Annotated in this window: 12 protein-coding genes; 9 read left to right on the forward strand and 3 right to left on the reverse strand. The window is 68.5% G+C overall.

What is annotated here, in order from left to right; genetic code table 11:
- The first annotated feature begins 64 nt into the window (after positions 1-64).
- From FV560_RS06355 to leuA, 7 genes are all read left to right on the forward strand, one after another.
- Positions 65-6,067: an Ig-like domain-containing protein gene (locus FV560_RS06355; RefSeq protein WP_159620632.1), complete on the forward strand. Its 6,003-nt coding sequence runs from the start codon at positions 65-67 to the stop codon at positions 6,065-6,067.
- Between the two features lie 14 nt (positions 6,068-6,081).
- Positions 6,082-7,083, forward strand: coding sequence for an AAA family ATPase (locus tag FV560_RS06360; protein WP_159620634.1), 1,002 nt, complete (start codon positions 6,082-6,084; stop codon positions 7,081-7,083).
- A complete protein-coding gene (locus tag FV560_RS06365; protein WP_235019959.1) occupies positions 7,080-8,351 on the forward strand; it encodes a DUF58 domain-containing protein in 1,272 nt (423 codons plus the stop codon). The genes FV560_RS06360 and FV560_RS06365 overlap by 4 nt, the downstream gene beginning before the upstream one ends.
- Complete coding sequence (locus FV560_RS06370; RefSeq protein WP_159620636.1) at positions 8,348-10,669, forward strand: transglutaminase-like domain-containing protein; 2,322 nt, start codon at positions 8,348-8,350, stop codon at positions 10,667-10,669. The genes FV560_RS06365 and FV560_RS06370 overlap by 4 nt, the downstream gene beginning before the upstream one ends.
- Positions 10,670-10,736: 67 nt before the next feature.
- Entirely contained in the window at positions 10,737-12,053 is a 1,317-nt protein-coding gene (locus tag FV560_RS06375; protein WP_159620638.1) for a nickel-dependent putative hexonate epimerase, read from the forward strand.
- A 15-nt stretch (positions 12,054-12,068) separates the two neighbouring features.
- A complete protein-coding gene (locus FV560_RS06380; RefSeq protein WP_159620640.1) occupies positions 12,069-13,763 on the forward strand; it encodes an FHA domain-containing protein in 1,695 nt (564 codons plus the stop codon).
- Positions 13,764-13,938: 175 nt separating this feature from the next.
- A complete protein-coding gene (leuA, locus tag FV560_RS06385; protein WP_235019960.1) occupies positions 13,939-15,666 on the forward strand; it encodes a 2-isopropylmalate synthase in 1,728 nt (575 codons plus the stop codon).
- A 159-nt stretch (positions 15,667-15,825) separates the two neighbouring features.
- Here leuA and FV560_RS06390 read toward each other — a convergent pair whose 3' ends face one another.
- On the reverse strand, positions 15,826-17,214 hold the full coding sequence (locus tag FV560_RS06390) for an HNH endonuclease signature motif containing protein (protein ID WP_159620642.1): 1,389 nt from the start codon (positions 17,212-17,214) through the stop codon (positions 15,826-15,828).
- 207 nt (positions 17,215-17,421) lie between these two features.
- On the opposite strand from FV560_RS06390, the gene recO reads away from it, so the two are divergent.
- Both recO and FV560_RS06400 read left to right on the forward strand, forming a co-directional pair.
- The gene (recO, locus tag FV560_RS06395) at positions 17,422-18,153 is read left to right on the forward strand and encodes a DNA repair protein RecO (protein ID WP_159620644.1); all 732 of its coding nucleotides are present in this window, start codon (positions 17,422-17,424) and stop codon (positions 18,151-18,153) included.
- On the forward strand, positions 18,153-18,950 hold the full coding sequence (locus tag FV560_RS06400) for an isoprenyl transferase (RefSeq protein WP_159620646.1): 798 nt from the start codon (positions 18,153-18,155) through the stop codon (positions 18,948-18,950). Before recO ends, FV560_RS06400 begins: the two co-directional genes overlap by 1 nt.
- A gap of 85 nt (positions 18,951-19,035) precedes the next feature.
- Here FV560_RS06400 and FV560_RS06405 read toward each other — a convergent pair whose 3' ends face one another.
- On the reverse strand, positions 19,036-19,467 hold the full coding sequence (locus FV560_RS06405; protein ID WP_159620648.1) for a hypothetical protein: 432 nt from the start codon (positions 19,465-19,467) through the stop codon (positions 19,036-19,038).
- A gap of 9 nt (positions 19,468-19,476) precedes the next feature.
- Positions 19,477-20,049, reverse strand: a complete 573-nt coding sequence (locus FV560_RS06410; protein WP_159620650.1) for a DedA family protein — start codon at positions 20,047-20,049, stop codon at positions 19,477-19,479.
- Position 20,050 lies beyond the last annotated feature (1 nt).

Genomic DNA, 20,050 nt, shown 5'->3' on the forward strand with positions numbered 1-20,050 from the left:
CCCGAGTAGGCGCAGCGTCGCCAGTGCGACGGTTCTGTCGCTGGTCCTGGGCACCGTGGTGGCGTTGAGCCTGAACTACGAGGGGGTCGCCACGGCCGACGTCGATCTCAATGACGGCGGTGTGTGGGTCTCGAACAACGAGTCGATCCTGGTGGGCCGGCTGAACTATCCCGTCGGGGAGATCGATGCGTCTCTCGCCGCGCTGAGTCAGGACGTGGACCTGCTCCAGCGCGAGGATGTCGTGCTGATCCGTGACCGGGCCGGCCAGACGCTGCAACGGGTGGATCCGGTGTCGGTGGCCGTACGGGGGAGTGCGGTACCGCTGCCGACCGGATCGGACGTCCAGCTGGGGGATAACGCCGTCGGAGTGCTCGTGGAGGAGACCGGTGAGTGGCGCGTGCTCGGGCTCGACGAGCTCGATGTGCTCACCGAGTCGACCGAGGAGCCGCAAGCAGTCCTCGGGGAGGGAGCCGCGCAGGCGATTGCCGACGATGGCACCGCCTACGGCCTCGATACCGCTGATGGGGAACTGCTGACGTTCAGCCCGCAGGATCGTCTCGAACCTGAGATCACCGAGGTCGATGCGGCCCTTTTCGATGATGCGACGACGCAGTTGACCGTTGTCGGGTCCGAACCTGTCGCCTTGACTTTCGATACCGAATCTCAGGCCCTGACCCTGGTGCGGCCGGGCGAGGATCCGCTCGATCTGACCGGGTTGGAGGTCGATGGCGCCTCGGCGCGGCTGCAGGCGCCCAGCCGCGACGGGGACGTCGTGGCGATCGCGACCAGCGATGCGCTCGTCACCGTGCCGCTGGACGGGAGCGAGCCCCAGGTGACCCGCTCGCCCTCGGCCGGCCAGCCGGCGCAACCGGTGCAGGTGGCCGGCTGCGTCCACAGTGCCTGGGCCGCGCTCCCGGCCGGGTACCTGCGCCAGTGCGGTGATCAACCACCGGAGTCGCTCGAGGTTCCCTCCGCCACCGGCGGAGAGCTGGTGTTCCGCGTCAACCGGTCCTATGTGGTGCTGAACGAGTTGGCCTCGGGCAACTCCTGGATGGTCGAGGACGCCCTGATCCTGGTCGACAACTGGGAGACCTCCATCCCGCCGACGGACGAGGACGAGACGGAGGAAGAGGAGTCTCAGGATCTCGAGCAGCGCGAGGTCGAACTCGACCGGGAGGCCGAGAACCGGCCACCGGTGGCTATCCCGGACTCCTTCGGCGTGCGCGCCGGCCGGATCGCCGTGCTCCCGGTGCTGCACAACGACTCCGATGCTGACGGCGACCTGCTCACCGCATCCCCGGAGGACCAGATCCCGGAGGCGTTCGGTCAGGTGGAGACCGTGCTCGGCGGCCGTGCCCTGCAGGTGCGGGTCGCTCCCGGGGCCAGTGGCATCACCAGCTTCCAGTACACCGCGAATGACGGTCGCGGGGGGACCGACACTGCGACGGTCGATCTGGAGGTGATACCGGCATCGGAGAACAATCCGCCGGCGCAGCTGACCGAGATCACAGCGGAAATCGCCTCGGGGCAGTCGGTCGAGGTGAACGTGCTCAACGATGTGCTGGACCCGGACGGTGACGCCGTCTATGTCACGCGCACCCTCGACGATGCCGGTCTGCAGGTGCAGTCCAACCCGAACGGTCTCGTCTCCATCGTCGACCCCGGTGTCTCGACCGGGCAGCGGCAGGTCCGGATGGAGGTCAGCGACGGGTTCGCCACCGCCGAGGTGGTGATCGACATCGACATCCTTCCCGCGGCAGCCCAGCCGCCGACGGCGGTCTTCGACTACGAGACGGCCTTCGTGGATCAGACCATCGAGGTCGACCCGATCGCGAACGACCTCGATCCCAACAACCGGCCGCTGCGACTGGCGAACGTCCAGTCGTCCGACGGTGCCGAGGTGCGGCAGAACGCCAGCTCGAACACCTTCAGCTTCACAGCGTCCTCGCCGGGCGACTACTACGTGGTCTACGTCGTGGCCGATGATGACGGCCTGTCCGCCACGGGTCTGGTGCGCGTGTCGGTGCGTGCGCCCGAGAATCTCGACCCGGTCGCCGCGACCGACACTGCCTATCTGCCGCCGGCGGGCACGGTGCTGGTGGACGCTCTCGCCAACGACGAGGACCCCGCCGGGGGAGTACTGGCGATCCAGCAGATCGATGTACCCGAGGGCTACGGGTTGCGCGTCTCGATCCTCGAGCACCGGGTGCTGCGGATCACCTCCGATCGCACCCTCCAATCACCGGTGACCATCGACTACACCGTCTCCAACGGCACGCGGTCGGCTCAGGGTGAGGTGCTCGTGCTGCCGCTGGATGCCGAGACCGGTACCCGGGCACCGATCGCGGTGCCCGACGAGGTCCGCGTGCGCGCCGGTGATCATGTCACCATCCCGGTGCTTGGCAACGACTCCCATCCGAACGGCTTCGAGTTCTCACTGGACCCCGAGATCGCGGAGGCACCGGAGGCGGGGGTGATGTTCACCGCAGGCGATGTGGTGCGTTTCCAGGCCCCGGACGAAGCCGGCACACTGACGGCGGTCTACCGGATCGTCGACGAGTACGGCCGGGAGGACTCGGCCACGATCCGCCTCTACGTGCAGGCGCGCGCGGACGACGCCAACGGCGCACCGGAACCACGGGATGTGGAGACGCGCGCCTTCTCCGGGGAGCGCATCCGCATCCCGATCGAGACCTACGGCATCGACCCTGACGGTGACTCGGTCCAACTGCTCGGCGTCGACACTCCGCCGGCGCTCGGGCGCGTGGTGGAGGTCGGTGCCACCTACATCGACTACCAGGCATTCACGGACTCGGCCGGCACCGACGAGTTCACGTATTCGGTTCGTGATCGCTTGGGTGCGATCGCTTCCGCTGAGGTGACCATCGGCGTGATCCCGCCACCCGGGGTCAATCGCGATCCCGTCGTGGTCAACGACGAGATCAGGGTGCCCCCGGGCCGGCCGATCTCGGTGGACGTGCTGGCGAACGACACCGACCCCGACGGCGACCAGCTCGCCTTCGATGACCCGGCGTTCACCGAACACGCCGGCACCGAACCGCAGGTGCGCGACGGCGAGGTCACGCTGACCTCGCCGGAGGCCGCAGGGGACTACCTCCTCACGTATCACGTGACCGACCTGCACGGCGGGACGGCCAGCGGGTTGCTGACGGTGACGGTCGATCCCGACAGCCCGCTGCAGCCCCCGGTGGCGATCGACGACGTGGTACCCCCGTCGGCGATCCTCGACCGGGAGGTGGTCACGGTCGACGTCCTCGAGAACGACTCCGACCCGGACGGCAACGTCGAGGCACTCACGGTCGACATCCCGGACGACCAGGAGACGGCGACCTCCCCGGATGGCAAGGGCGTGCAGATCACCCTCACTCCGACGCGGCAGGTGGTGACCTACCGGGTCACCGACTCCGACGGACTGGTCTCGTACGCGTTCATCGACGTGCCTGGTACCGAGGACACCGGCCCGGTGCTGCGGCCCGACACCGAGGTGATCGAGGTCGAGACCGGCGTCACCGAGACGATCGAGATCAACGAGTACGTGGTGGCGTTCAGCGGTCAGCCGGTCCAGCTGGCCGACACCAGCTCGGTGCGGGCCACCAATTCCGACGGTTCGAACCCGGTGGTGGACGGCGACACCCTCCAATACACCTCCGACGACAACTACGCCGGTCCGGCCACGCTCACGTTCGAGGTGACCGATGCCCTCGACATCAATGACGACGACATCCTCACCTCGGTGGTCACGCTCGACATCCTGGTGATCTCCACCGACAACCAACCGCCACGCATGCGTAACGGGTCGCTCGCGGCCGAGCAGGGCGGCGAAGAGGTCTCGCTCGACATCGCGCGCCTGGCCGAGGACCCGGATGGGCGCTCGACCGACCTGCTGTACCGGATCGCCGAGGAAGCACCGGGATTCCAGGCGTCGCTGGACGGGTACATCCTGACCGTCTCCGCAGACCAGGACACGCCCGCGGGATCGACTCAGGACCTCGTGATCGAGGTGACCGATGGCGACTCCGAGCCGGTGCAGGCGACGATCGAGCTGCGTTCCACAGCCAGCAACCGGCCGTTGATATCCACCAACCCGGACGATCTGGGCGAGGTGCATCAGGGCGAGTCGGTCACCGTGGATGTGTTGACGAACGATTCCAACCCGTTCCCCGGGGAGGCCCGGGAGATCATCGGGACTGTCGTGACCGACGGTGACGGGTCAGCCTCGGTCAGCGGCAACCAGGTGACCGTCACCCCGGGTGCGGACTTCGTGGGCCGGATGAGCGTGACATACACGGTGGTGGACGCCACCGGGGAGACGAGCCGCGCCGTCGAAGGGCAGATCACGGCGGCCGTGCTGGGTGTGCCGGAGGCTCCGACGATCCCGTTGGTCGAGGAGGTGGCCAACCGCGAGGTGACGCTGAGCTGGACGGCGCCCCAGGACAATGGCGCGCCCATCAGCGGGTACACAGTGAGCCACAGCGGCGGGTCACAGGCGTGCCCGACGACCACCTGCACGATCACGGGTCTGACGAACGGCACCACGTACACCTTCACGGTGCTGGCCACCAACGAGGTGGGCGACTCCCCGGAGAGTGCCGCCTCCGCCGAGGCCACACCGGACGTGCGACCCGAGGCGCCTGCGGCGCCGACGGTGGAGTTCGGCGACGGCGAGTTGACGCTGGACTGGTCCGAGCCGGTGAACGAGGGCACACCGATCTCGACCTATGACGTGCAGATCTCTCCCTCCGACGGTGCCGGTCAGCAGTCCATCTCGGGCACCGAGATGACCTGGACGGGCCTGACGAACGGGCAGAACTACACCTTCCGGGTACGGGCCATCAACGACGCCCCGGAGCCCGGGTTGTGGAGTGAGTGGTCGGTTCCCGAGCACCCCTCGGGCCCGCCGCTGCGGCCGCAGGCGCCGAACGCGTCGCGCATCGACGACTCCGCCGGTGGGCGCTTGCAGGTCTCGTGGTCTGCCCCGGATGCGAACGGCGATCCGATCTCGTCCTACGAGTTGCGGATGTACCAGGACGATGCCCTGGCGCAGACCTTCACCCCAGGAGCGAACCAGACCTCGCGCGAGGTGCAGGTCGAGAACGCGCACGACTACTACTTCACGCTCGTCGCGATCAACCGCTCCGGTGAGTCGGAGGTCTCCCCGGCCTCACAGGAGGTGCGCTCCTTCGGCGCGCCGGGCAAGACCGGCGGAGTGAGTGCGTCACCGACGGGTGACGACAACACGGCGACCGTGAGCTACACGGCACCGAGCAACAATGGCCAGCAGATCTCGGGCTACCAGTACCGGCTGAACGGGGGCTCGGTGCAGTCACTGCCGAGCGGCAACCAGATCACCGTTCCGCAGGACGGGACGAACTACCGGATCGAGGTGCGTGCCTGCAACACCTACTGCGGCCCGTGGAGTGACCCTTCGGCCCAGTTCAGCACGTACGGCCCTCCGGGGACGCCGAGTGTCAGTTCCTCAGCCAATCTGCGTGAGGTGACGTTCGAATGGGATGCCCCAGGGGGCAACGGCGCGACGATCGTGCGTAGTGAGTACCGGATCTGGAATGACGGTTCGTGGAGTGGCTGGAGGACGGCGAGCCCCTCTGACTCCATTTCTCGTTCAGGCAACTGGGAGGAGGAGTACCGGATCCGTGTGCGTGTGGTGAACAACCACGGTCAGGTCAGCGATGTGGTCCAGCGAGAGCGCCGTGCTGAGTCTGATCCGACGCCGCCGCCACCGCCGCCTTCTGCCTCAGTCACGATGCTGCACGGACGCAACGCTGTCGGTCAGGACGGGTGCACGCATTCCTCGTGTGCCTTCCTCGACTTCAACTACAGCGACCTCGATCCTGGCTCCTACTCGATCACCTTCTATGCGTCGAATGAGCCTGGGAATGGCTCCTGGCGTAGTTACAACGCAACGCTCGGCGGTGACGGGCGATACAACTCCACCACGTACCGCGGCAGTCCAGGGGAGCGGGTCACTGTGGTGATCCAGGGCCCGAGTGGGCGGCTCGAAGACAGCATCATCTGGCCCAACAGTTGAGAACGAGGACACACATGACCGCCACAGCCACCGCCACCCCCATGACGGCCGACCAGGCCGCCTGGTTCTCGGACACCTTCGAGCGGTTGGTCGCCAACGTCTCGGCTGCTGTGCTCGGCAAGTCGCACGTGGTGCGGCTGACGTTCACCTGCCTGCTCTCCGGTGGGCATGTGCTGCTGGAGGACTACCCGGGAACGGGCAAGACGTCCCTGGCGCGGGCCCTCGCGGCCACGGTGCAGGCCAGTCACAGCCGGATCCAGTTCACTCCGGACCTGCTGCCTTCGGACGTGACCGGCGTGACGATCTACGAGCAGGACACCCAGAAGTTCGCCTTCCACCCCGGCCCGATCTTCGCCTCGGTGGTGCTCGCGGACGAGATCAACCGCGCCTCGCCGAAGACGCAGTCCGCTCTGCTGGAGGTCATGGAAGAGGGCCGCGTGACTGTGGACGGTGAGCCGCACCCCGTCCCGCAGCCGTTCGTGGTGATCGCCACCCAGAACCCGGTCGAGCAGGCCGGCACCTACAAGTTGCCGGAGGCTCAGCTCGACCGGTTCCTCATGCGGACCTCGCTCGGGTACCCCGACTCGGACGCCACGGTCCGGATCCTGGCGGGCTCCGCCGTCAAGGACCGTGCGAGCACGCTGAGCCCGGTGATCGCCGCGGCGGCCGTGACGGAGATGGCGAACCTGGCCTCCGCCGTCCACGTGGACCCGGCGATCCTCGCCTACGTCACCACCATCGTGGAGGCCACCCGCAACGCCCCGGAGGCTGCCCTCGGTTCGTCCGTGCGTGGTGCCCTGGCACTGGTGCGCTGCTCCAAGGTCTGGGCAGCCGCCCACGGGCGCCACTACGTGATCCCGGACGACATCAAGACCCTGGCCGAGCCCGTTCTCGCCCACCGGATCATCCTGGACGCTGAGGCCGAGTTCGAGGGTGCCGACCCGGGGGCCGTGATCGCCCGGATCGTCTCCGAGGTCGCACCTCCCACCCAGCGAGGGGCAGCCGGAGCCTCATGACATCGCCCGCTACGGACTCCCGGCGCGTCGCGGCACCGGGCACCCGGCGCGGCTGGAGCACCCGTTCGATCACGCGCGCCGTCGAGAGCCTGCGCGGCTCGATGCGCCGCACGAGCTCGATCTTCACCTGGGTCACGCTTGCTGCCTGGCTGTGCCTGGTGCTCGGCATCGGCGCCTGGATCGCCGGCGCCGTGCTGGGCTGGCTCGAGCTGGTGGTGCTCGGGGCCGCACTGGTGGCCACCTTCGTCGTCTGCGGGTTCTTCGCCATCGGCCGGCACCCGTACGCCATCACGTTGCGGCTGCGAGACGGGCGCGTGGTCGCCGGGCAGCGTGCAATGGGTGGCATCGAGGTGCGCAACACCAGTTCCGGCCCGGTGATGCCGGCACGGATGGAGCTCCCCGTCGGCCCGAACCTCGCCCGGTTCGCGCTGCCGGCCTTACGTGCCGGCGGCGAGCACGACGAGCTGTTCGCGATCCCGACCGAGCGGCGTGCCGTGCTCGTGGTCGGCCCGGTGCGGTCGGTGCGCGGCGACCCGTTCGGGCTCATCAAGCGTTCGGTGCAGTGGACGGAGCCGGAGGAGCTGTACGTGCACCCGCGCACCGTTCCGCTGGGTCCGGCCTCTGCCGGTGCGTTGCACGACCTGGATGGGCACGCCTCGCGCGAGATCACCAGCTCGGACCTGCAGTTCCACGCCTTGCGCGAGTACGTGCCCGGTGACGACCGCCGGTACGTGCACTGGCGGTCCTCCGCCCGTGTAGGCACCCTCATGGTGCGCCAGTTCGAGGAGTCCCGCCGCACACACCTGGTCACGGCGCTGTCGGTCCATGGCCACGACTATGCAGACGCGGACGAGTTCGAACTCGCTGTCAGCGTGGTCGGATCGCTCGGTCTGCACACCATCCGCTCCGAGTCCGAGTTGACGTCGATGACCCAGCTGGGCACGCTCAGTCACACGAGTGCGCGTGATCTGCTCGACACGCTCACGCGCCTGGACACCGTGCGCCGCCCCGGGCGCCTCTCCGACCTCGCGCGGCTGGTCACGCGTGAGGTCGCCGGTGCCACGGTCGCCGTCCTCGTGTGCGGTTCGGCCGTAGGCCCGGATCAGATCCGCGCCGCAGGAGCCGTGCTTCCCGTCGGTGTGCGGGCACTGGCCGTGCAGTGCCGGACCGGTGCGGAGATCTCCGCGCACCGGCTCGGTGCGGTCACGGTACTCGAACTCGGTCGCCTCGAGGATCTTCCGCGGGGGTTCCGGAGGCTGCAACGATGACGGCGAACGGCGGCCGCGCCCAGGAATCCACGCGCATGCGCTCTCCCAGACGAGAACGTCGTGCTGTCCGTGATGCCGGATCCCGCGCCAGCGGTGGCGCTGGTTCGGGCAGCCTGATCCGCCGGTTCATCTCGTGGTGGAGTCCGGCCCGGATCGTCAACACTTTCGTACCGGTGCTGCTGCTGTTGCTCGCGCTGCTCCCGCTGTACTCGGTCTACCTGACCGGCGGCTTCTACATCACGGTGGCGACCGGCCTGGTGCTCGGGTCAACCGTTGCGGTGCTCGGTGCCGTCTACCGGCACGGTGTTCTGACGCTCACCTCGGTCGCGGTCGTGGTGTTCTTCGTCTGTGGGGCTGCGGCTGCCCCGGGAACGGCTCTGGCCGGCGTGCTACCGACCCCCACCACCTGGCAGCTGATGGGCGTGGGCATCGTGACCGTGTGGAAGCAGGTCCTCACGGTGACCCCACCACTGGGCACCTACGGGGCCGTGCTGCTGTTGCCCTACCTGCTGGCCTTCCTCGGGTCACTGGTCGCGGTGACGCTCTCGCTACGCGCACGCTGGTTCTGGCTCACCCTGCTGGTGCCCGCGCTCGTACTCGTGGCGGCCATCCTCTTCGGCACCCACGTGCCCGTGCTCGCAGGTGTGATCGGCGTGGTCGCTGTGGTGGGGGCACTCACCTGGGTCTCCTGGCGGTCAGGGCGGCTGGAGCTGCACCGCGTGCTCGCGATCGTGATCGTGCTCGCCGTGGCAGCACTCGGAGGAACCGGTGCGTCGATGGCCGTCGCGCCGCAGAACCCGCGCGTGGTCCTGCGGGACTATGTGGAACCGCCTCCGGACCCGCAGGACCTTCCCAGCCCGTTGGCCGGATTCCGTACCTATGCCGACGATCTCAGCGCGGAGGACCTCTTCACCGTCACCGGGCTGCCCGAGGGCGGGGCTCAGCTCCGCCTGGCCGCGCTCGACACCTACGACGGCACCGTCTGGAATGTGACGGGCGCGGCCACTCCGGGGACCGGGGTGTTCCGCCGCATCGGGGATCGGATCGAGGTGGAGATACCGCCCCAGGCGTACACGCTCGACGTCAGTGTCGGCACCTACCAGGACGTGTGGGTGCTGAACGCGGGCGGGACCGCTGATGTCACGTTCACCGGTCCCGGTTCACCGGAGCTGACTGAGAGCCTCTACTACAACACTGTCACCGACACCGGCCTGGTGACGGCGGGCCTCACCGAGGGGGACGTCTTCGAGGTGGTCGCCGATCCTGCGGCCCAGGAGGAACCGGCCGATGTGACCGAGTTGCGCGTCACCTCGTTGCAGCTCCCGGAACCGCGCGGTGTGCCCGATACGGTCGGAAGTCTCGCCGGGCGCTACTCCGATGGCGCGGACTCGCCCTACGCCCAGATCGAGGCCGTCGCCGAAGCACTGCGCAACGGCGGGTTCTTCTCGCACGGTCTCGAGGGTGAGGTTCCCTCCCGTGCCGGTCATGGTGCCGCGCGTCTGGCGCAGATGCTGGAAGCCGACGAACTCGTGGGGGACGAGGAACAGTACGCCGCCGTGATGGCGTTGATGGTGCGCTCACTCGGCTATCCAGCGCGCGTCGTCGTCGGATTCGACGTCGAGGACGCGGGCACGGTCACCCTCACAGGAGACGACGTGGTCGCATGGGTCGAAGTGCCCTTCGACGGCGTCGGATGGGTTCCGTTCTTCCCCACACCCCCCGAGGACCAGATTCCGCAGGTGGAGGAGCCGGACCCGGTCGACAAGCCGCAGCCGCAGGTGCTGCAGCCCCCACCGCCGCCGCAGGACCGTCCGGATGTGCCGCCACAGGACCGGGACGACGCCGACGTCGACTCGGAGGGGATGGACAAGGGCAGTGTGCCCAACCCCTGGGTATGGGTGGCCGGAGCCTCGACGCTCCCGGTCCTCGTGTTCGGGGTGCCGTTGCTGCTGCTCGCCGTGATCAAGGCCATCCGCCGGTCCCGTCGGCGCAGCAAGGGCACGGCCCATCAGCGTGTCGCCGGGGGCTGGGACGAGGTGCAGGATCAGGTCCTCGACCTGGGCGTCATCGTGCCTCCCGGGCGCACCCGGCGCGAATCGGCTCAGGCGATGGCGGGTCAGTTCCCGGAGTCGGGTGTGCTGCTGCTCGCTGACCGGGCCGATGAAGCCGTGTTCGCCCCGTCGGATCCGGCTGAGGAGCACGTGCACCACTACTGGGGCCACGTGCGCCGCACCGTGCAGCGGGTGCGCCACAGCGTGGGCTGGAAGGCGCGGCTACGGGCGGCGTTCTCGTGGAGGTCGCTGCGCCGTCGGGCGTGATCGGTCTCTACGGCAACTGACGGCATCAGTGCCACCGGGGCTCTCTGGCCGGGCTAGCCTGTCGGCCATGGTGTGGTTCCAGCATGAGGATCAGGCGATCGACCGGAAGACGGTCGAGCAGTTGTGCGACCGGCTCGTGGAGGAGGCGGCGCAGCGGCTCGGCATCGGGACCTATCGGCGCGTGCTGCTGCTGCCACCGGACATCACCCGGGCTCACGCCGGGGTGGGGTGGATGACCGAGCACCTGTACCGCCGTCTGGATGCTCGGGGTGTGGAGGTGCATGTGATCCCCACCCTGGGGCAGCACGTGCCGCACACCGAGGAGGTGAACCGGTGGATGTTCGGTTCGATCCCGCACGAGCGCATCCACGCCCATGACTGGAAGGGCGGAGTGACGCACGTCGGTACAGTGCCCGCCGAGGTGGTGGCCGAGAAGACGGGAGGTGCCGTCGACTGGGAGATGCCGATCGACCTCAACACGATGACGGTCAGCGAGGAGTGGGACCTGATCGTCCATATCGGGCACGTGGTCCCGCACGAGGTGCTCGGCTTCGCCAACCACAACAAGAACTACTTCATCGGTCTGGGCGGCAAGCGCACGCTCGGCGCGGCCCACATGGCCTCGGCCGTCTACGGCATCGAGAACAACCTCGGGAACCTGCTGACTCCTGTGCGCGCCTGCTTCAACTGGGCCGAGGAGGAGTTCCTCGGCCATCTGCCCGATGTCTATCTGCAAGTGGTGATGAACTACGACGATGCGGGCCAGCTGGTGCACACCGGCGTCTTCGTCGGGGACGACCTCGACACCTACTACGCGGCCGCACGGGCGAGTATGGCGCAGAACATCACCACCTTCGACGAGCCCGTGCACAAGATCGTGGCGGTGATGCAGGCGGACGAGTTCCATGCCACCTGGGTGGCGAACAAGGCGGTCTACCGTACCCGGATGGCGATGGCCGACGGCGGTGAGCTGCTCATCATCGCCCCCGGTGTGGAGCGCTTCGGAGAGCAGCCCGAGGTGGATGCCCTCATCCGCAAGTACGGCTACCTCAGCAAGGCGGAGGTCCTGGAGAAGTACGCCACCGAGGCCGACATGCAGGAGATCCCGCACGCCACGGCGCACCTGGTGCACGGCAGCGCCGAAGGGCGCTTCCGCATCACCTACGCTCCCGGCGGGTTGAGCCGCGAGGAGGTGGAATCGGTCGGCTACGGCTATCTCGACATGGAGGAGGCGTTGCGCCGGTACGATCCGGAGGTGATGCGGGACGGGTGGAACACGATGGACGACGGGGAGCAGGTCTTCTTCATCTCCACGCCCTCGGCCGGTCTGTGGTCCACGGCGGACCGCCTCGCCGCACGCGCCACCCACGAGCTGCATCCCTAGAAGGCGAGGACGTACGTGCCCGGGCTCTTCTCACTGAACGCTGACGCCAAGGGGTTCATGGATCCCCCGGCCGACCGCCCGCGGTGGCCGGACACGTGGACGCTGCGCCGGACCCGAGGAGAGGCCCTGGAGCTGCTGACGCGTGCCTATGCCGGCTGGCGCCGGACGATCGCGGGTCTGTTCGCGGTCCTCCTCGCGTGCGGGGCGCTGGTTCTGGTGGGGATGGGCATGTCCGCCGACGGCGCAGCGAGCCTGGCCATGACGGTCGGGGGAGGTGTGGCCGCACTCGCGGGTCTGATCATGTGCGTGTATGTCACCGTGACAGGGTGGGCCCTCGTCGGGGCGCTCCGCGCATGGTCCGCGCTGCGACCCCAGGACGGCGGACCCGGGTCCGGGCGGGTGTGGGCTCTCCCGTACGTGCTCCGGTTGGTGCTGGCGGTCGCGGCGACGGCGTTCACCGTTCTCGTGCTGATCGGCGTCATCGAGGACGTTCCGCTCGCCCCCGCCGAAGCGACATTCGTGCGCGGGGGAGTGACGCTGGTGTGCGCACTCTCGGCCGTGTTCGTGCTGACTGGCGGCCTGCTCGCGAGCACAGCGGTTCGGTCGCAGGGTGCTGAACCGACAGGTAGGGATGGAGCCTCTGCCGCTCCGGGCGGGGTGCCGGAGGTTCCACCACGCCCACCGGGTGTGGAGCACGGCGTGGCGACGCCGATGGCGGGAAGCGCTGGTCCTGCTGCTGGTCCTGACGCTGGTGGGGCTCAAACTGCCGGTCCTCACGCTGCCGGCACCTCAGCGTCTCCCAGTGGTCAGAGTCCGTATGCGCGGCCGACGGTGCATGCTCCCGTTCCACCCCGCCCGGGAAGTGCGGCTCCGGCTGTTCCGGACCATGCTGCGCCCTCGGGCCTCGCGAGTGCGGGACCGGTGGTAGGCGAACCACCGGCCGGTGGTTCTGCTCACGACGAGACAGTGCTGGGTGCTCCGCGGCGTGATACCCCACCTCAACCGGGATCGCCGGAGGGAGTGCCTGACGCCGGATCGATGCCGGCCTCGAACGAGGCACCGTGGGCGCCGCCTGTTCCACCTGCCCCGCCGGTTCCACCTGACTCACCTGTTCCACCTGCCCCGCCTGAGGCGACCCTTCAGCCGGACCCGCACACCCGGACGTGGTCGGAGCCCGATCAGGCGGATTCGGCGCCCAGCCACCACGAGCCGGTGCATCCTCCGAGTGCTGCGCCCGCGGTGGTGCCGGACAGCCCGTGGGCGACAACCGCACAGCCCGGCGAAGCCATGTCGGAAGAGCACGGAGAACCGGACAACGAGGAGACCCGCCTCGCGATGGCCCGGCAACAACCGGGTCGGATGCGGTTCCATACCGACGACGGTCGCGTCATCGGCAGTGAAGGTGTGAGCCTCGTCGGCCGGGCACCGGCGCCTCGGGAGCGGGAGCAGGTGGCAGCGCTCGTCACGCTGGACGACGGAGCGGTCTCGAAGACTCACCTCCAGATCCGGATCTCCGGTCCGCGCGCGTGGGTGACCGACCGGGCGTCGACGAACGGCACCATCCTCGTCAGTGCCACCGGGCAGCAGCGCCGCCTGACGGCCTGGGAGGAGGCACCGGTTGCTCCCGGTGAGACGGTGCGGATCGGCGCCACTGCACTGCACGTCGCCGAGGATCGCGCGCCAGGGGCGCGCACACAGACGAGTAGTTGAGGCGCACCGCGTGCTCTTCCTGGCGTGGTACTGTCCTGACATGCGCATCAGCGTCAGCCTCCTCCTTCGCTGCCGCGGCGAGGCCCACTAGGCCGGATCCTCGTCGCGGAGTGCAGTGGTGCCCGGCCTCACCCGAACCACAGCACTGAGAAGCACAGCGACGAAGGATGAATCCATGACTCAACGCACCACCTACGGCATGCCGGTCGGCAAGTACCACCCGTTCGTCGGCGTCGACCTGCCGGATCGTGCCTGGCCCAGCCGCACCATCACCGCCCCACCCCGGTGGCTGTCGACGGACCTGCGGGACGGTAACCAGGCGCTCATCGAACCCATGGACGCCCCACGCAAGCGGCGGATGTTCGATCTGCTCGTCGCGATGGGCTACAAGGAGATCGAGGTCGGCTTCCCTTCGGCGTCACAGACCGATTTCGACTTCGTCCGCAGCATCATCACCGATGAAGCGATCCCCGAGGACGTCACGATCTCCGTGCTGACGCAGGCGAGGCGCGAACTGATCGAACGGACTGTGCAGTCGCTCGAGGGAGCTCCCCGCGCGACGGTGCACATGTACAACGCCACGGCGCCGGTGTTCCGAGAGATCGTCTTCCGCAACGACCGCGCAGCGACCAAGGAGCTGGCGACCGCCGGCACTCAGCACGTGATCGACTACGGCGAGAAGATCCTCGGCCCGGACACGGAGCTGGGATACGAGTATTCGCCCGAGATCTTCATCGACACCGAGCTGGACTTCGCACTGGAGGTCTGCGAGGGCGTGATGGACGTGTGGGCGCCCGAGGAGGGACGGGAGATCATCCTCAACCTGCCGGCGACGGTGGAACGTGCGACCCCGAACGTCTATGCCGATCAGATCGAATGGATGAGCCGCCACCTGAGCAGGCGAGAGCATGTCGCCATCTCGGTGCACCCGCACAATGACCGGGGAACCGCTGTCGCCGCGGCGGAGCTGGCGGTGATGGCCGGTGCCGACAGGATTGAAGGGTGCCTGTTCGGGCAGGGTGAGCGCACCGGGAACGTCGACCTGGTGACACTGGGTATGAACCTCTACAGCCAGGGCATCGACCCCGGTATCGACTTCTCCGACATCGACGGGATCCGCCGCACTGTCGAGTACTGCACCCAGATGGACGTGCACCCGCGGCACCCCTACGGCGGTGATCTGGTGTACACCGCGTTCTCGGGCTCGCACCAGGACGCGATCAAGAAGGGCTTCACGGTCCGCAACGAGCGCGTCGCCGCGTCCGGTGACGACACCGAGGTGCCGTGGAACGTGCCCTACCTGCCTGTCGACCCGGAAGATGTGGGCCGAAACTACGAGGCCGTCATCCGGGTGAACTCCCAGTCCGGCAAGGGCGGGGTGGCCTACCTGCTGCAGAGCACCCGGAACCTGGACCTGCCGCGACGGTTGCAGATCGAGTTCTCCCAGAGCGTGCAGAAGCACACCGACTCCTTCGGTGGGGAGATGAGCGCGGAGCGGCTGTGGGAGATCTTCTCCGACGAGTACCTGCCGGCAGGTGAGCACGGGGGTCTGACGCCGTGGGGTCGCTTCACGTTGCGTGCCACCCAGGTCTCGTCGGCCGGAGACGGCAGCGACGATGTGCTCACTGCCACTATCGTCGACGGCGACGAGGAGAGCACCGTCCAGGCGCGTGGGAACGGCCCGGTAGCAGCTTTCACAGCGGCTCTGGCGCAGCTCGGTGTCAAGGTGTCCGTGCTGGACTACGCCGAGCATGCGCTCTCCGAGGGGGGCGACGCATCAGCGGTCGCCTACGTCGAGTGCGACGTGGCCGACCAGGTGATCTGGGGCGTCGGCATCGATCCGTCGATCACGACGGCGTCGCTCAAGGCGATCGTCTCCGCCGTCAATCGCGCGGTGCGCTGAGTTCGCCAGACTCGCGCAACAACGCTCCTGACCGCCTGCCACCACGCGGATGCGGTCAGGCCCGAGAGAGGTGCCGACCGACTGTGACCCGGTCTGCGGCATCTCTCCCGGCCGAGGGCGCCACCTGAACCCATCCGGTTCTGGTGGCGCCCTCGTGCGCTACCCGTCGGGACCGGCGATCGTGTCATCGTCGTGACCAGCGCGCGGGCGTGCCAGGATCTCGCAGGCGGGCAGGCGCCGATACCCGAGCGGGTGCCCACCGGGTCGCGTGAAGTGCCAGTGATCGGCATGTCGCCGGATCGTGATGTCGCGCTGATGGACGTAGGCATGATGGTGCCAGCACAGCAAGATGCCGTGCTCGACATCGGTGGTGCCTCCGCGTGACCACCAGGTGCTGTGGTGGATCTCGCCCCATCCTGGTGGTGCATCGCATCCAGGGAACTGACAGTGCCTGTCTCGCGCCCAGATCGCCCTGGTCTGCGCGGGAGTGTGCAGGCGGCGGCTGCGGCCCACATCGAGCGGCTGACCCGCCGGGTCGAGCACCACGCGGGTGAACTCGCCACCGCATGCGTGTGTGGCGAGCTGGGCGAACGTGATCGGCGACCCGTCACCGAGGGTCGCGGGCTCGGCACCACGGAGCACGCCGTAGGGAAGGCGAGGATCGATCTGGTCAGGATGGCCCGGGCGCGCGGGCGGGGTCTCGGTCAGGAGGTGAAGCGTCTCACCTGGTACATGCACCAACAGTGTGGGACGCACGCGGGCGTGCGGCTGGAACGAACCGGAGTCGAGGGCGTGGCGGGCCATCGTGACCATCGCGGCACCCTGGTGCTGGGAGCGGGTCCGGTCATCGTCCTCGGCTGGCGTGCCGATGATGGCATCCAGCGCGTGGGCGAGGGTCTGGCCGCTCTGCGTCGTCAGCCATCCGTCCAGCTGGTACCCGTCGAGGGTGGATGACAGATGCACGTGCTCCGCGGTGCTCTGTTCGCGCCAGTTCCGGTCGGCCCCTTCTGGGTCGGCCCGGATCGTCCACGCCGCCAGCACCCGCGCGAAGGAGTCCGGTGGCAGAAGCTTGGCCTGCTGCACCAGGAACGCCTCACCCGTGTGGGTGTCCGCGAGGTGCTCGATGAGCACGGGGTTCCTCGTCGCCTCCCGGGCCAGCAGGGTCGCGTGGTCGATGCTGATCTCCCCGGATGATGCTGCGGCCTCGGCGAGGGGGAGGTGGGCGGCGAGTCGCTGTGCGGTCCGTAGCCGTGCGGCGGTCGGTGCCTTGCGCCGTCCGGTCGCATCGGCCCACCACGTGGTCAGGCTGCGATGGCCGTGCAGCGACCAGACGCCGTCAGCCTCGACGGTCCTCATCACCCGGTTGGTGACGGCCTCTACCCGGCGCTGGACCTGTTCGACGTGCTCGACGACGCCCCGCAACCTCGAGGAGTCCAGCTGGTGGAGGTCCGCCTCCAGCAGCCGATCCAACTCGGTGCTGATCTGGGCGAGCGTCGCCTCCACACCGGACTGGTCCGCGGCCTGCTGCGTACCGTCGATGACTGTCATGCTCACCCCCTGCGACGACTCGTTCGGGCTTGGTTTCCGTCCGCCTGGACCTGCATTCAGCCTAGAACAGAAGTTCGAACGAGGCAAGGGTTTTCGGCAGAATAGCAACGATTTCTCGTGATGGGGGTTGTGGACAGAGGTGCATCGGGAACGCATCTCGCGGCGCGGGAGATCGTTCTCTGCGCCGTCGTGGGAGACAATGGCCGCGTGAAGCTCTACCGGGACGAGGCGATCGTGCTGCGCACCCACAAGTTGGGTGAAGCCGACCGGATCGTCACGCTGCTCACACGCAATTACGGGCAGGTGCGGGCAGTGGCCAAGGGGGTGCGGCGCACGTCCTCCAAGTTCGGAGCCCGGCTCGAACCGTTCGCGGTGATCGACGTGCAGCTGTACGCCGGTCGTTCGCTCGACGTCATCACCCAGGTGGACACCCTTGCGCCGCACGGGCGCGCCCTCGGCTCCGACTACAGTCTGTTCACCACGGCCACCGCGATGGCGGAGACCGCTGATCGGCTGACCGAGGTGCCCGGCGAGCCGGCGACGCAGCAGTACCTGCTCCTGGCGGGTGCGCTGCGGGCGCTGGCCGATCGGCGACACCCGGCCACGCTGGTCCTGGACTCCTACCTGTTGCGCGCCCTCGCCGTCGGGGGATGGGCGCCCTCGTTCACCGAGTGTGCACGGTGTGGTGAATCCGGGCCGCACCGCGCCTTCTCGGCTCCCGTGGGTGGCGCGGTCTGCATGGGATGCCGGCCACCCGGAGCCGCCTCTCCCGCGCCTGAGACCTTCGCACTGCTGGGCGCGTTGCTGGCAGGGGAGTGGGTGAGCGCCGAGGCGAGCGAGGAGAAGCACCGACGGGAGGCATCTGGCCTGGTGGCGGTGTATACCCAGTGGCACCTGGAGCGGCAGTTGCGTTCGTTGCGGCACGTGGAGCGCGCCTGATGGCGTCCGGTCACCCGATGCCCCCACCCGAGCACTCCGCCGGTGTCCGCCCGCCTCGGATTCGCCCGGAGCTGGTGCCCCGGCACGTCGCCATCGTGATGGATGGCAACGGCCGCTGGGCCAACGCCCGCGGACTCTCCCGGAACGAGGGCCACGCCGCCGGCGAGGCAGTGCTGCTGGATGTGGTCGCCGGTGCGATCGAACTGGGTATCAGTCACATCAGTGCCTACGCCTTCTCCACCGAGAACTGGAAGCGTTCCCCGGCCGAGGTGCGCTTCCTGATGGGATTCAACCGGGATGTGCTGCGCCGCCGCCGAGACCAGATGAACGACTGGGGAGTGCGGGTCCGGTGGGCCGGCCGCCGTCCTAAGCTGTGGCGCTCGGTGATCAACGAGCTTGAGGAGGCCGAACGGCTGACGGCAGGCAACACCACCTGCACCCTGACGATGTGCGTGAACTACGGTGGCCGCGCCGAGATCGCGGACGCGGCCCGCGCCATCGGCCGGGAGGTTGCCGCTGGACGGCTCGATCCCGAGCGGATCACCGAGAAGACCGTCGCGCGCTACCTCGATGAACCCGATATGCCGGACGTGGACCTGCTGATGCGCACCTCCGGTGAGCAGCGCACGTCGAACTTCCTGCTGTGGCAGTCCGCCTATGCGGAGATGGTCTTCATCGACAAGCCGTGGCCGGACTGCGATCGCCGAGACCTGTGGGCGGCGGCCCAGACCTACGCCAGCCGCGACCGGCGATACGGGGGAGCGGTTGACGCTCCCGCTGCGGACCGTCCCAACTGACGCAGGGTGGTTCTCGCGCGAATGACGACCAGACACGTCATCGCTTCGTCCGCGGCCACACGGCCGGGCTGGTGACGCGAGACCGTCATTCGGATTCGATGCTGAACTCCGCCTCGGGAGCGTGGGCGACATCAGTAGCGACCACCGCGGTGCCGGGTGGAAGGTCCGCCGGTAGCGCGAGCGTGACGGAGAACGAGTCGTCCTCTCCCGATGCGCCCGTCTCCTCCTCAGCGACAGTCCGGCCGTCGAGAAGTACCGTCACAGTGATGTCGGTGATGGGCTCCTGAGTCTCTGACGGCGTGCCGTTGCGGAAGCTGTCGGCGCACCCGAGGAAGAACCACCGCCCGGAGACGGTCACCTCCTGGCCTGCGCGCACGCGCTCCGGCTCGGCCTCGAGTACGGGACCCGCACAAGACCCGGCACTCCCGGACGGACCTGCGGAGGTGCATGCCGTGACCCCGAGTAGAGCGGCGGCGGCCATCGCGGTGGTTCCGGTACGCCTCAATCCTCGCCCCATGAAGGCAGACTACGTGTGTTCGCGCCGAGGGGCGAGGGAGGTGTTCAGCTCCGACCCCGCTTGGTCACCGGCTGCAAGAGTTGCAGGCTGCCGCTCCCGGCGCCGTCGCACCAGGACGATGGCCGTCACGCCTGCAGCCACGAGCACCACGATGACCCCGATCCCCACGGGTGAACCCGCGGCGGCAGCCAGCGCGGCCTCCCACACGGCGAATCCGATCGTGGAGTAGATGGTCCCCCAGGCCAGCGCGCCCGGGATCTGCGCCAGCGCGTACTTCCACCAGGTGATCCGCAATACGCCGGCCGCCGCCTGCACCATCGATTGAAAGCCCACGGTGACGTAGCACAACGGAACGGCGACCAGCCCCCAGCGCCGGATGGCAACGATCCCGGCGTCGGCGCCGCCGCCGGCGAGCCAGTCGTGGACGCGTTTGCGCCACCCGTGGCCGGGGTGTGTACGACGAAGCGCTTGGTCGGTCGGGATCCGTCCGATCCAGTAGAGCAGCTGGCCGCGCAACCATGCTCCGGCCGACAAGGACGCCAGCACCACCGCGAACGGAATCCCGGTCAGGAACTCAGGCACG

This window comes from Ruania rhizosphaerae (genome assembly GCF_009805705.1).
Lineage (GTDB): Bacteria > Actinomycetota > Actinomycetes > Actinomycetales > Beutenbergiaceae > Ruania > Ruania rhizosphaerae.